The 13249-nt window shown below is 38.5% G+C and carries 14 protein-coding genes; 1 reads left to right on the plus strand and 13 read right to left on the minus strand.

The window, feature by feature from the left end:
• Positions 1 to 21: 21 nt before the first annotated feature.
• A complete protein-coding gene (locus PSR12_RS21825; protein ID WP_004231877.1) occupies positions 22 to 1176 on the minus strand; it encodes a C40 family peptidase in 1155 nt (384 codons plus the stop codon).
• A gap of 322 nt (positions 1177 to 1498) precedes the next feature.
• Entirely contained in the window at positions 1499 to 3487 is a 1989-nt protein-coding gene (locus PSR12_RS21830) for an ABC1 kinase family protein (protein WP_221681517.1), read from the minus strand.
• A 251-nt stretch (positions 3488 to 3738) separates the two neighbouring features.
• Between PSR12_RS21830 and PSR12_RS21835 the strand changes: the two genes are divergently transcribed.
• Entirely contained in the window at positions 3739 to 5433 is a 1695-nt protein-coding gene (locus PSR12_RS21835; RefSeq protein ID WP_274770512.1) for an FAD-dependent oxidoreductase, read from the plus strand.
• 39 nt (positions 5434 to 5472) lie between these two features.
• Here the strand turns inward: PSR12_RS21835 and PSR12_RS21840 are convergent, their stop codons facing one another.
• From PSR12_RS21840 to hmpA, 11 genes are all read right to left on the minus strand, one after another.
• Positions 5473 to 6423, minus strand: a complete 951-nt coding sequence (locus PSR12_RS21840; RefSeq protein ID WP_221681523.1) for a c-type cytochrome — start codon at positions 6421 to 6423, stop codon at positions 5473 to 5475.
• Between the two features lie 234 nt (positions 6424 to 6657).
• Entirely contained in the window at positions 6658 to 7362 is a 705-nt protein-coding gene (locus PSR12_RS21845) for a DsbA family oxidoreductase (protein WP_274770513.1), read from the minus strand.
• A 13-nt stretch (positions 7363 to 7375) separates the two neighbouring features.
• Positions 7376 to 8152 (minus strand): sulfite exporter TauE/SafE family protein, encoded by a 777-nt coding sequence (locus tag PSR12_RS21850; RefSeq protein WP_004231867.1) that lies wholly within the window; start codon positions 8150 to 8152, stop codon positions 7376 to 7378.
• An 80-nt stretch (positions 8153 to 8232) separates the two neighbouring features.
• A complete protein-coding gene (locus PSR12_RS21855; RefSeq protein ID WP_370635382.1) occupies positions 8233 to 8460 on the minus strand; it encodes a sulfurtransferase TusA family protein in 228 nt (75 codons plus the stop codon).
• Positions 8461 to 8604: 144 nt separating this feature from the next.
• The gene (locus PSR12_RS21860) at positions 8605 to 9732 is read right to left on the minus strand and encodes an MBL fold metallo-hydrolase (RefSeq protein WP_221681526.1); all 1128 of its coding nucleotides are present in this window, start codon (positions 9730 to 9732) and stop codon (positions 8605 to 8607) included.
• 79 nt (positions 9733 to 9811) lie between these two features.
• A complete protein-coding gene (locus tag PSR12_RS21865) occupies positions 9812 to 10207 on the minus strand; it encodes a DsrE/DsrF/DrsH-like family protein (RefSeq protein WP_004231858.1) in 396 nt (131 codons plus the stop codon).
• A 17-nt stretch (positions 10208 to 10224) separates the two neighbouring features.
• The gene (locus PSR12_RS21870) at positions 10225 to 10791 is read right to left on the minus strand and encodes a sulfurtransferase TusA family protein (protein WP_221681528.1); all 567 of its coding nucleotides are present in this window, start codon (positions 10789 to 10791) and stop codon (positions 10225 to 10227) included.
• Positions 10792 to 10836: 45 nt separating this feature from the next.
• Positions 10837 to 11136 carry a rhodanese-like domain-containing protein gene (locus PSR12_RS21875; RefSeq protein ID WP_004231854.1) on the minus strand — a complete coding sequence of 100 codons (300 nt, stop codon included), beginning with the start codon at positions 11134 to 11136 and terminating at the stop codon, positions 10837 to 10839.
• A 12-nt stretch (positions 11137 to 11148) separates the two neighbouring features.
• Positions 11149 to 11490, minus strand: coding sequence for a rhodanese-like domain-containing protein (locus PSR12_RS21880; protein ID WP_221681531.1), 342 nt, complete (start codon positions 11488 to 11490; stop codon positions 11149 to 11151).
• A 41-nt stretch (positions 11491 to 11531) separates the two neighbouring features.
• Complete coding sequence (locus tag PSR12_RS21885) at positions 11532 to 11792, minus strand: metal-sensitive transcriptional regulator (protein WP_004231849.1); 261 nt, start codon at positions 11790 to 11792, stop codon at positions 11532 to 11534.
• A 221-nt stretch (positions 11793 to 12013) separates the two neighbouring features.
• Positions 12014 to 13180, minus strand: a complete 1167-nt coding sequence (gene hmpA, locus PSR12_RS21890; RefSeq protein WP_221681533.1) for an NO-inducible flavohemoprotein — start codon at positions 13178 to 13180, stop codon at positions 12014 to 12016.
• Positions 13181 to 13249: the final 69 nt, after the last annotated feature.

The following is a 13249-nucleotide window of genomic DNA, read 5'->3' on the forward strand; positions in this document are numbered from 1 at the left end:
CCGTCTATATAATAGTGAGGCCTATTGAATACGTCCAAAGCCTACTAAGTATTGATTCCACCAATCAAGTGACTCAATTACGACACCATTGTTTTGAGCGTCGATCATTGTGTTATTACCTAAATAAATACCTACGTGTGCAACCCCTGAACCATAGCTGAAGAACACTAAGTCCCCAACACGTGCTTCACCTGCTGAAATGCGTTGTGTTGCTAAATATTGTTGTGATGCTGTACGAGGTAAAGAAACACCCGCTTGCTTATATGACCATTGTACAAGACCTGAACAGTCAAAACCTGTTGATGGGTTGCTACCACCCCAAACATAAGGACGTCCTAGGAATTGTTTAGCTGTTGAAATGGCATCTCCTGAAGAAACAGTGCCAGCTCCTGACCCAACAATAATCTTTTGTGGTTCGCCTCCACCATTATTTTGAGTTGCTTGTATAACTGGTGTAGCTGCTTGAAGTGCACGTAAACGAGCTGCCTCTTCTTCAGCTGCTTTACGCTCTGCTTCTAAACGTTCTTCTTCTTGTTTCGTTGCAATTTCAGCTTTTAATGCAAGTGATTTCGCTTCGTTCTCAGCTTTCTTCACTTCCATTTCGCTTTCTTTTTGCTGAAGCTCTTGGAATTGTTTTTGAAGTTCCTTTTGTTTTTCATCTAATGTAGCTTTTTGTTGCTCTAAGCTTGCTTTATCTGCTTCCTGTTGATCCACTAATTCTTGGTCAGCATCCATTAATGTTTTTACCGCTACGACACGATCCATTAAATCTGCAAAGCTTTTTGCCTCAAGCACTACGTTTAAATAAACACCTACAGTGTTGTCTTGCGCTTGGTATGCAGCCATACGTTCACTTAAAATTTTTGAACGTTGCTCGATGCGTTTTTGTGTTTCAACAATACTAGCATCCACTTCTTTAATATCAGCTTGTACTTGTTTAAATACCTTTACTTTTGCGTCGATCTCTTGTTGTAGTTTCGTTAGTTCTTCTTGTAATTTTTTAATTTGTGCATCTATTTCTGCCTTTTTCTCAATCATTTGTTGAGATGTTTCTTCGGCATGTACTTCTGTTGGTTGAATTGTATTAAATAATAAGCCGCCAGCTAGTGCTAATGCTAGCACCATCGACTTACGCCATTTGTTACGCTTAGCCACGTTACCTTCATTTCCCTTCATCTATCAATTTCGCTCTCGATATTCTATGTAATCACTTGAACGATTTCTATTTTAATTAAATGTTCTTATATTTATTTTAGCCTTTTAAAGTTTAGCATTTTCTACATAACTTTTATACTATTTCATGTCTATTTAATACATTAGTAAAACTCGAAATATTTCTGTAACATTCGCCTATAAACTACATTATTCTACAAAACACATTTTTCTTCTACACAGGGAAACTATTAGCTAATTCGACATTAGACCCAGTAGATCTTTTGTAATGTTTTTGTAATATTTGAGGGTATCAAAGAAAAAAGGTAGGGAAAAAATTCCCTACCTATTGCTTCATTGACCTTAATGCTTGTATAGATAATCTCACTAACAAAATGGCACATAAAAATAAACCTAAATATGCTGCTGTGTTCAAATAGACCGCATAAGAATCATGGATAAATTGTGATATTGCTAAAAGAGCGACAGATATAATACCAAAAGTTATACCCACCAGCAGCAAAACAAATTGAGAAAACAAATGTGTAATAAAACGTGCATTATGCTCATCCGAAAAGACATCATGATGTAAAATGATTTTTCCGCTTTCAACTCGCTGAATGAGCTGATCGACTCTTCTAGGCATTTTACGCAAAGTCGGTATAAGCATAGATAATTCTTCTTGCAGCCGCTCCTTAGTTGCCATCGGTTCTTTAAAAGGTTTAAGGAAAGAGGCACGCATATATGTAGCAGAAAAATCCTTTGCCTCTGTAAAGATATCAAAACGTGAATCTATTACCCGTAATGTGCCATCTAACGTTACTAAGGAACGGAGAGCCAATCCCACCGCTGGATAAAATGCAAGTCCAAAATCTCTTACCACTGTAAACAGGGCGTGAATTAATTCTTCAGTAGGTATACGGTCAACATAGGAAATTTTCAGTAATATTTGGTCGATTGCCTGTTCCATTCTCGCACGTTCTGCATGATCAGCATTTTCCACTAATAATGTTAAGCCATCATATAAAACGCTTGAATCATTTAGTTGAATGCCCATCAAAAATAACTTTAAGCCTTCTTGCTGTGTTGCACCTAGACGTCCTACTGCGCCAAAGTCAAGTAAGACTGGTGTGCCATCTGATTCATCTATATGGATATTTCCTGGATGTGGGTCTGCATGAAAAATACCAGAGAATAGCATCTGCTCAAAAAATGAATAGAGGACGGTTCTTGCAAACTGCCTACGATCAATAGACAAACGATTAAATTCAGATGCCCCATCTGCCACACTTTGTCCACGAATATACTCCATCACAATAACATTTTCATTACTGTAAGGCGTAAATATTTTAGGAATTCGAACCTTGTAATCGCTTTTCGCCAGTGCATTCTTCACCTGTAGCGTATTACGTACTTCAATATCTAAATGAATCTCCTCACGTAGTCCATCTGCAAATCCCCCAGCCAACTCTCTAAAGCCCAATGATTCTGCCCAGGTTGATTTTGTGGATAGCCAATTAGCAAATTCCTCTAAAATTTCAAGGTCATCGCGCATAATACCTTTTACTTCTGGACGCAATAGCTTGACTACCACCTCTTCATAATCCTTAAGCCTTGCTTTATGCACTTGGCCAATAGAGGCTGCTGCAATGGGCTCCATTTGAAATTGGCTAAATATTTCGTCCATTGATTGCGGAAGAGACCTCTCTAAAATTTGTTTCACTTGCTCCTCTGATAAAGGCCTTACTCGGTGCTGCAGCCTTTCTAATTCATCAATAAAAATAGGTGTAAAAAGCTCTTTTCGTGTGGAAAGCACTTGGCCAAATTTAATGAAAATCCCACCACATTGTTCTAAAGTTGCACGCAAAGCAATTGCAAGCTCTTTTTCATTTTCTCGTTGCCTCGCATATTTAATCGTTTGTACGACACCATTTGTAACAGCAATTTTTAATACCTGACGCAGGCGTTTCTGCTGTCGCCAATAGCTACGCAATCGCAATAGTAAAGATTTTTGGCCGTGACGGCGATCTCCATTCGTAATGCCGCTAGGGTCAAAAAGCTCAAATACCAAATAAAGCAACATCGAAATGAGTAGCATACTACCGATCCAAATCAGTGTGCTTACCTCAGTTACTGTTTGCATCATCGTTTCTGATAAAAAATCTGTATGGCGCAGATAAGAATACCAGTATACAAAAGAGGTTAATGTCACACTAATAACGACTGACAGCACTCTTCGCACAAAATTAATATTCGAGCCAATTAATCGTCCACTTACAATATAAATCAAACCCGATACTATGAGGATTTGGGTTAAAAATTTCAAAAAGATCAACAGTGTCACCCCCTAAGCCATTTCCATTTCCTACTACCGTTAGTATAGCAAATTTGTGCACCAACTTTCTTGAACGAGGAACACAACAAAAAATATATTAGTTCTATACCTTGATAAAATACCTATAAGGGTATATTATTTATTTGTAGTATTTAAACTATATTATTCACCTATTTTCAGAAGCAAAACCTTCATTTAAATGCTTTTAAATACCCTAATAAGTATTTACTAAGAAAAGGAGTGTTTATCAATTGAGAAAAAAATTTTTAGTAGTAGGTGGCGTTGCAGGTGGTGCATCCACGGCGGCACGTATTCGTCGTCTCGATGAAAAGGCAGAAATTATTATGTTTGAAAAGGGGCCAAATGTTTCATTCTCTAATTGCTCTCTACCCTTCCATTTAAGCGGGATTGTTGAAGATAGCAACAAATTAATTTTAATGACGCCTCAAGGCTTTCAAACAAAATACAATATAGAGGCTCGTGTTCAACAAGAAGTTGTACGTATTAACAGAGAGCAAAAAACCATCACCATTAAGGATTTAAAAACGAATAGAGATTATGAGGAAAGTTACGATACGTTAATTTTATCCCCAGGAGCAAGTCCTATCGTCCCTGACTTAGAGGGCATTCATTCTAAGCACGTCTTTACCATTAGAAACGTGGCTGATATTAACCGTTTAAATCGGTATCTACAAGCAGAGAATGTACAGGATATTGCCGTGGTCGGCGGAGGCTTCATTGGTGTAGAGGTAGCAGAAAATTTGAAGCTAGCAGGCTTTAATGTCTCTCTAGTTGAATTTGGCCAACAAATTATGGCCCCTTTTGATTATGATATGGCTCAAATCTTACACAAGGAAATGACTGATAAAGGGGTTCAAGTTATTGTCAATGACGGCCTTGCAAAGGTTACGCCAAATAATGTGACGTTGAACTCAGGCAAACATTTGAAAGCACAAGCAGTCGTATTAGCGATTGGCGTTCGTCCTGAAATCCACTTAGCCAAAGAAGCCGGGCTAACTATCGGTGAACTCGGAGGCATTCAAGTTGATGCTAATTACGTGACATCCGATCCTTCTATATACGCTGTGGGAGATGCGATTGAAGTATTCCATCAACTTACCCATAAAAAGACACGACTTGCTTTAGCCGGCCCCGCTCAGCGACAAGCTCGTGCTGCAGCTAATCATATGTATAACATCCCTCATCACAATAAAGGGGTTATTGGATCTTCAAGTGTACAAATTTTTGAACTCGCATGTGCGACAACAGGTTTGAACGAAAAAACAGCTCTAGCAAATGGCTTTCAGGCGAAAAGTGTTTATCTGATAGCTCCTGATAAAGTAGGCTTAATGCCAAATAGTAATCCGCTTCACTTTAAGCTCGTTTATGAAACACCAACGGGTAAAATCCTTGGAGCCCAAGCTATAGGTAAAGGCAATGCAGATAAACGAATTGATGTAATAGCAACCCTCATCACAATGGGCGGTACTTTAGAAGATTTAAAGGAGCTGGAGCTATCCTATTCTCCAATGTTTAGCACTGCCCGTGATATTGTTAATTTGGCAGCTCTTGTAGCTCAAAATCAATTACATGGACACTTCAAACAAGTAAAAGTTGATGAAGTGAGAACACTCATTGAAAATCAAGCCTACTTCTTAGACGTACGCGAGAAGAATGAATTTGAATCCGGTCATCTCCTTCATGCACACAATATTCCTCTAAGTGAACTTCGAGAAAGAATGGATGAAATCCCTAAGGATCAAGCAGTGTATGTGCATTGCCGATCCGGTCAGCGTAGCTATAATGCTGTTATGGCCCTTCAAAATAGCGGTTTTTCTAACGTCTTTAATGTAAGTGGGTCATTCCTTGGGATTAGCTTATATGAATATTTTACAGATATCACAACGAACAGAGATAAAATAGTAACTGCTTATAATTTTAAATAACTTAAAAGGGATGCCGATTATTAGCATCCCTTTTCTTCGTTAGTTTGTAGACAAAACTTTTTCCCAGTCAATCGTACCATTTTTAACTTGTTCACGTTTTTCCTTATCCATGATGTCATTTGGACGCCCGCCTTTTGGCCAGTCTTTTTCATGGTTTGCCCACTCTGGACGATCCTGCGATAAAATAAAGGCAGCTAAATCTGCAGCTTCTTGATCTGTTAAGGTCCCCGCTGCACCTATCGGCATATTATTTTGAATATAACCAGCCATTTTTGACATACGTGCCATGCCTGCGCCATCATTAAATGAATCATCTCCCCATAAAGCCGGACCAGTATTAGCACCAGTTCCTGCGCCATCAGCTGCATGACAGGCTATACAGGACTGTGCATAAAGCTCCTCACCATCTGCAACATTTGGAATCGGCACATTCTTCATATCACTAGTGCCCGCCCATTCACGTTTTGCTCCAATCGGAACACCTTCAGAAATATAAGCGAAATACGCCACCATAGCCTCTAGTTCATCACTATTCATTTCGAATTTTTTACCATTCATACTACGAACCATACAGCCATTAATGCGCTCTTCTATTGTAACCACACCACCTGAGCGTCCAATATACTGTGGATAATTTGCCATTACACCTACTAATGATGAGGCTTGCTCGTCATAGCCTGCACCAGCATGACAGCTTGTGCAAGATAATTGGTTGCCCACATATTCATCTGCCGCAACATGCGTGTTATTAACAAGTTCATAGCCATTTAATATTGCTTCTTTCATTGGACCATCTGGTACTTCTTCAATACTTGGCGGAGCATAGACCACTGACTGAGCAGCTGCTGTTGTTGGTAATTGTGTTTGCACTGTCGCTTCTTTCTCACTTACATTCGAATCAACTGTAATTTTGTCACTGACAAACGTCCCAACAAAAATGGCGCCTGCTAACAGTACTGTTCCTGCTACTCCTGCTACTATAGGTTTCATCTATAATACCCCCCTTTGTATTCTCACTTATATTTTAGCAACATAACAATTTATTGGATGTGATTTTTCTCACACTACCACAAAATAGAACCATTAAGATGATAAAAATGGTTAATTTATACATTTAATTTTGTTCTATAACACAGAAAACAAGACTTAATACCTCTTGCAGTATCCATATACTTCGAAACAAAAAAGCATCGAGTACAAATTCGCACTCGACACCTTTTAGTCTTATAGTTTACACTGTCCATCAGCACATGCTGATTCTCCATTACCATTTATCGATACTGTTGGCTGAATACCAGCTATTTCCGCAGCTTGATGCAAAGTCCGCACAAACACTTCATTCGGCTCAGCCCCTTTAATACCATAACGGTTTTCAAATACAAAGAACGGTACACTTTGCACGCCAAGTTGCTGTGCTTCATAGCGATCCTTGTCTAGCTCTTCACTAAAATCAGTTGAAGCTAAGATTCTCTCCGCTACTCTTCTATCCAAATCTAATTGCGCAATAACTTTTAATAAAAATTCATCTTTATTTAAATCTTCACCATCTTTAAAATAACCAGCCATTAGTGCTTCCGTATAAGCTGTCGCTTTGCCAAATTGCTGCGTCCATTTCGCTAAACGATGAGCCTTTTCTGTATGCGCTGTTTTCATCTTAGCAAAATCATAATGCAAACCAACTTCCGTTGCTCTCAAAGCTATACCTTCAACCATATCTTTCACTTCTTCTAGCGTGACATCATATTTTTTAGCCAGCGCCTCATAAAAAGATGGTGCATTCGCTTTCGGATTATCTGGGCCTATTTGAAATGCTTTATATTCTATTTCTACTCGTCCTGTATAGCCTGCAATGTCAATTGCCCGTTCAAGTTCTCGCTTGCCAATATAACAAAATGGACATGTAAAATCAGAGAAGACTTCTATTTTCATTACCATACCCCCTTTATAATATATCCACCCAAATTTTAATAGCTGTTGCTAATATAAGAATCGCTAAAATAATTTGTAGGAATTTTGTATTTAACTTGCCCCCTATTCTCGCACCTAGAGGAGCAGCTATTAGACTTGATACAATCAAGATGAGCGCCGGGTAATATTCCACTTGTCCAGTCATTAATTTACCAATGGTACCTCCGATTGAGGAGATAAACGTAATAGCAAGGCTTGACGCAATAGTCATACGAGTAGGAATTCCTAAGACCACAAGCATGATAGGTACTAGTAAAAATCCACCAGCTGCCCCCACAATCCCGGAACCTATACCAACAACGAAAGCTAATAGGACCGCCAATGGTTTATTAAATGTAACAGCCTGCATTGGTTTATCATCAATTTGCTTTTTCGGTATGAACATCATCACAGCAGCAATTAATGCAAGAATTCCATAGACAATGTTAATACCTGACTCTGATAAAAATTTCGAACCGAAGCTACCTACAAAGCTTCCCATTAATATGGCGCTCCCCATATAGATAATGAGTGATTTATTTAAATACCCACCTTTGCGATAGACCCAAACACCAGAAAGAGCAGCAAAAAGTACCTGAATCGCACTAATCCCTGACACCTCATGTGCTGAAAAGGCCGCAAATCCTAGTAATGGCGGTATATATAATAGCATTGGGAAATTAATGATGGCACCGCCAATACCTAACATCCCTGATACAAATGAACCGAGAAAACCAATAAGTAAAATGGTTAAGATCCATGCAATATCCATTTATTTTTCCTTCTTTCTGGCTGTATTCAACAAAGTGAAAGGAGGGTTGTTCTACTGTAATAGACAACCCTCAATCAGCCCTATGCTTTCTGAATGAAAAATGTAATGACGCCAGCCTCTTCAGCTTGATCTAAAATGATATGACCTCCAGCTTTTGCCCAAGCAGGAATATCCGCTAAAGCTCCTTTATCTGTCACCTGAACTTCTAAAACTTCCCCAGACTTTAGGGTATCTATTGCTTTTTTTGTCTTCACAATAGGCATTGGACAAGAAAGGCCTTTTGCATCTAGTTTTAAACTTGATTTCATCATATTCTCCTTCGACTCGGCAAAGGTTGTAAGCGATTTTGCCGGTTCTTCTTGTTTTATATCTTCATGAAGGATGAGCGCCTTCAATTCACGAACTTTACATATAATAAGCATACATGCATACTCATTGCACTTTAGCATGTTTTATCGTACTGCACAGCGATTTGGTCCAATTTCCATTTCTGTTTGCTGATCTAACTCAGGTGTTATTTTCCCCATATTCACCTGACGAATTTCCTGATAAGCATTGGGTTGTGGAGGTAATTCATCTGTTACCACACGTCTAAATTCTGCTTCATCTTGAATATTTAATCCATGGTTTTGTACAAATAAATCCCCTAGTCGTCTTGCAACCGTTCCATCTTCATTCAGCTCATCAATAATCATAAAATGTGCTGGTAAGACAATAAGTTCATCAGACAATTCTCGATAACGCTTGTAAAGCGTGTCTCGTAAATCTCCAACCCAGTCATCAGCAAGGCCAGCTAAATCAGGACGTCCGATTGAGTCGATAAATAAAATATCTCCTGTTAATAAATATTTGCTGTCAACAACAAATGAAGTAGAACCTATTGTATGACCAGGAGAATAAATAGCTCCTACATCTATTTTTGATGCACCGATTTGAACAGTCGTTCCATCAACTAATGGTGTATAGTGGAACACAACTTCCTCAGCGTCCTTAGGTGGCAAATAATAGGTTGCACCTGTCATCTCTGCGATATGGCGCCCACCTGAAATGTGATCAGCATGTAAGTGTGTATCAAAAACATGTTTAATTTGGACATTTTTAAGTTCTGCAAAGTTTATAAACACATCTGTAAAACGTACAGCATCAATAATAGCTGCTTCACCTTCAGAAAGGACCATATAAGACAGACACCCCTTTCCTAAGCGAACAAACTGATAAAGCTCACCACCGCCTGTTAAATCACCTACTTTAATCGGCTCTAAATATTCACTCCAGGATTTCATACCTCCTGCTAAATAGGCAACCTCAATACCTGCCTCAGCTAACATTTCAGCGACCATTAAAGACGATCCTTCTTTTGCACAAACGACTAATACTTCTTTATCAGTTGGGATATTCGGTAAAATATTATCAATACCATCTAACAGTTCAAAATACGGTATATTTAAATACTCAAAACGATGGCCATCAATTTTCCAATCTTCGAATGCATCCGCATTACGAACATCTAAAATAAACAACTCTTCATTGTGAATAACCTTTTTAGCTACTTGTGACGCGCTCCATTTTTGAATTGACATCTCAATTACCCCCATCGGTATTATTTTTACGTTTTTTATAGCGGAGAGGGGTGCCCTCTCCGCTTTTATAGGTAGGTCACTAGAATGTAAGTGACGGTGCTGCGTCTTTCGCGAATTCTAGGAACGTTACAGCTCCACCCACTTCAATACCCTCGATGAAATCTTCAGTAGTTAAACCCATAACATCCATCGTCATCTGGCAAGCAATAAATTTCACACCTAATTCTTGTGCCATTTCCACTAGTTGAGGAATAGCTGGCACATTTGCTTTTGTAAACCCTTCAGCATAGTGTTCTGCTCCAGCGGGCATTGGTAATACATGCATACCTTGCTTATGAATTAGATTCAAACCTTCAAATGTAAAGAAGATAGCTACCTCTTTCTCAGAAGCTGCCGCAGCTGTTGCGATATTAAATACCTTATACGCATCAAATAAACCACCGTTACTTGCAATGATTGCTACTTTGTTCGACATAATAAAATTCCTCCAATTTAAATATTTTTTGTTAAATCGCCTGACCACGATGTCATTCCTGGTAAGACGTTAAATACTTTCGTAAAACCACGTGAAGCCAGCTTTTGCGCAGCCATGTCACTTCGTTTTCCAGTACGACAAATAACATAGATCTCCTGCTCTTTATCAAGCTCAGAAAGTCGCGTCTCCAGTTCGCCCATTGGTATCGATTTTGCTCCCGCAATATGCCCAAAAGCGAATTCCGCTTCCTCACGTACATCTAGAATTAATCCTTTACGACTTGTGATTTGCTCTAAATCAATTGTTTGATCAAACGTCATTTCTTCAATTTGGTCGTTTGTACATTTACGAATATAATGTTTCATTACACCATCATCTTCTATAGTACCAATATACTGATGACCTACAGTTTCAGCCCATGCCGCAATATCAGCTTTTGATCCTTTATCTGTCGCAGCTACTTCTAAAACTTGACCATCTACTAAATCAGCCATCGCTTTTTTTGTTTTCACAATCGGCATCGGGCAAGAAAGGCCCTTGGCATCTAGCTGAAAATCCGCCTTCATACTTTCCATAACCTCCATATACCTATAAGGGTATTTTTTTATTCAAAAAAATATAGATTTAATCTATAACTGTACTTTTCCCTCCCAAGCTAACATACCACCAATCATATTAGTTACATTAAAGCCATTACTTTCTAATATTTGAGTAGCCCGAGCACTACGTCCACCTGATCGACAAACCATAATATACGACTCTCCCTTATTTAATTCAGGTAGTCGAAACTCTAATAAACCTAGTGGGATATGAATAACGCCTGGAATGCGACCAGCCTCTACTTCATCTACCTCTCGCACATCAATAAGATTCAACTTCCCACCTTGCTCCATAATTTGCTGAACTTCTTTGGCTGTAATTTCTTTCACCTTTTTCTCCTCCTAGTATGCACTCATTCCACCACGAACATTAGAAACACGATCAAAGCCTTGCTTTTTCAGTTGCTTACAAGCCTGACTACTTCGCATGCCACTCTGACATATAACTACGATCTCTTTATCCTTCGGTAGGTTTTCAAAGTTCGATCCAAGCGGAACATTTTTAAATTGCGAAATATGCCGACCTTTATACTCAGCAGGCGTGCGTACATCGATAAATATCTTATCCTTATCATTCAGCATATCTTTTAATCGAGCTGTAGAAATTGATTGAACGCCCTTCACAGGCTTCATTCGCCAAACGAAAAAGGCTGCCACAAGCACAATAATAATCCATATTTCCATATGATCAGTCCTCCTTTTTATACGATTGTGGGTATATTAAGTTATCGACTTTTCACGACCAAATCCATCGCCTCTTGGATAGCAGCATTCATTTTTTCAGCATTGCCTTCAGCAGTCGATACACAATCTAATAAATTTTCACTTACAATGACACCGATCGTCCGGTCAACAGCAGAACGCACGGCAGATAGCTGTGTAATCACATCTTTACAACTTTGATCTTCTTCCATCATGCGTAAAATACCGCGCATTTGACCTTCCATACGTTTCACACGATTTGCAGTGTTTGAGCCATACGCCATTCTGTTATGCCCCCTTTCAAACGATAGATTGAACTTCCTTACGAGTTTTATATTATACCCCTATAGGTATATTGTCAATATAAAGCTTCAATCTTTTTTAAGATGCTGCAATTGCAAGGCATAATGTTCTCTATATTGCTTAAAACTCATCTATCTGCTTCCTTATTATTCAACAAAAAAACCCTACTACGAGTTATTACTCATAGCAGGGAGTTTATTTTTTATTTAGCTAATTGCATGGCCGGTCCAAAGAATTCATAGTGAATTTTTTCATCTTTCACGCCAATTTCCTGTAAATTTTTAATAACCGCTTCCATAAAGCCTACAGGGCCACATACATATACATCTGCATTATCAGCTACTTTTTCAGCCAGCAATTCTTTTGTAATAAGCTTGTCTTCATCAGAGTATAAAGCTGTATAGGATGCATTCGGTAATACGTTTACTTTCCCTTGAATATCATCGCTGAACGCTACAACCTTCTCATTACGAGCACATTGGATAAAGTTCACTTCATTCTCTGCATTATCATTTAAAGATTGCAGCATACTGTTTAAAGGTGTTACACCAATACCGCCACTTACAAATGTAATTGGTGCAGCCGTTTCTTCTAATACAAATAATCCAGCTGGAGCACTTACATCTACTAAATCACCAACTTGTAAGTGATCATGAATATAATTTGATACTTTACCATTTGGCGTATGGTCACTTTCACGTTTCACCGAAATACGATAGCCATCTTCTGCACTCGCTTGTGATAGTGTATATTGACGGTTCATTAAATACTCTTCTCCCGGCACTTTCACTCGAATAGAGATGTATTGACCTGGTTCATAAGTTGGTAGTGGTGATCCATCTTCATTTACAAAATAAATAGAAGTTACTAAGTCACTTTCCACAACTTTTTTCGCCACTTTTAATGGTTTAAATAGACGCCATCCACCATTGTTCTCAGTTTTTTGGTATAACTCTTCTTCTACTTGAATGAAAATATCTGCGATAACGCCATATGCCTCGGCCCATGCACCAATAATGTCATCAGTTGCTGCATCACCAAGTACTTCTTTAATCGCTTTTAATAAATTTTCACCCACGATTGGGTAATGTTCAGGTAAAATTCCTAAACTACGGTGTTTATGTGCAATAAGCATTACTGCTGGTAAAATTGCTTCTAAATTTTCAATATGAACTGCTGCAGCGTAAACAGTATTAGCTAATGCTGTTTGCTGACGGCCTTGTTCTTGGTTCGTGTGATTAAAAATATTTAGTAATTCTGGATGAGCTTGAAACATATTTTTGTAAAACGTCTTTGTGATTTCAACACCATGAACTTCTAATACAGGTACTGTTGCTTTAATAATTTGAATTGTTTCTTGTTTTAACATATCGCTTACCATCCTTTCGTGATTACAATATAACGCTTTCATTCTCTTAAAGCAATATATAAAATACAT

It is taken from the genome of Lysinibacillus sp. G01H, from assembly GCF_028872195.1.
Taxonomy (GTDB): Bacteria; Bacillota; Bacilli; order Bacillales_A; family Planococcaceae; genus Lysinibacillus; species Lysinibacillus capsici.

Excerpts from the sequence above, each read along its gene's own strand:
- PSR12_RS21840 (WP_221681523.1), bottom strand. The coding sequence starts at position 6,423 with ATGAAACCTATAGTAGCAGGAGTAGCAGGAACAGTACTGTTAGCAGGC.
- PSR12_RS21865 (WP_004231858.1), bottom strand. The coding sequence starts at position 10,207 with ATGTCGAACAAAGTAGCAATCATTGCAAGTAACGGTGGTTTATTTGAT.
- PSR12_RS21850 (WP_004231867.1), bottom strand. The coding sequence starts at position 8,152 with ATGGATATTGCATGGATCTTAACCATTTTACTTATTGGTTTTCTCGGT.
- PSR12_RS21880 (WP_221681531.1), bottom strand. The coding sequence starts at position 11,490 with ATGGAAATATGGATTATTATTGTGCTTGTGGCAGCCTTTTTCGTTTGG.
- PSR12_RS21855 (WP_370635382.1), bottom strand. The coding sequence starts at position 8,460 with ATGAAATCAAGTTTAAAACTAGATGCAAAAGGCCTTTCTTGTCCAATG.
- PSR12_RS21870 (WP_221681528.1), bottom strand. The coding sequence starts at position 10,791 with ATGGAGGTTATGGAAAGTATGAAGGCGGATTTTCAGCTAGATGCCAAG.
- PSR12_RS21825 (WP_004231877.1), bottom strand. The coding sequence starts at position 1,176 with ATGAAGGGAAATGAAGGTAACGTGGCTAAGCGTAACAAATGGCGTAAG.
- PSR12_RS21885 (WP_004231849.1), bottom strand. The coding sequence starts at position 11,792 with ATGGCGTATGGCTCAAACACTGCAAATCGTGTGAAACGTATGGAAGGT.
- PSR12_RS21860 (WP_221681526.1), bottom strand. The coding sequence starts at position 9,732 with ATGTCAATTCAAAAATGGAGCGCGTCACAAGTAGCTAAAAAGGTTATT.
- PSR12_RS21845 (WP_274770513.1), bottom strand. The coding sequence starts at position 7,362 with ATGAAAATAGAAGTCTTCTCTGATTTTACATGTCCATTTTGTTATATT.
- hmpA (WP_221681533.1), bottom strand. The coding sequence starts at position 13,180 with ATGTTAAAACAAGAAACAATTCAAATTATTAAAGCAACAGTACCTGTA.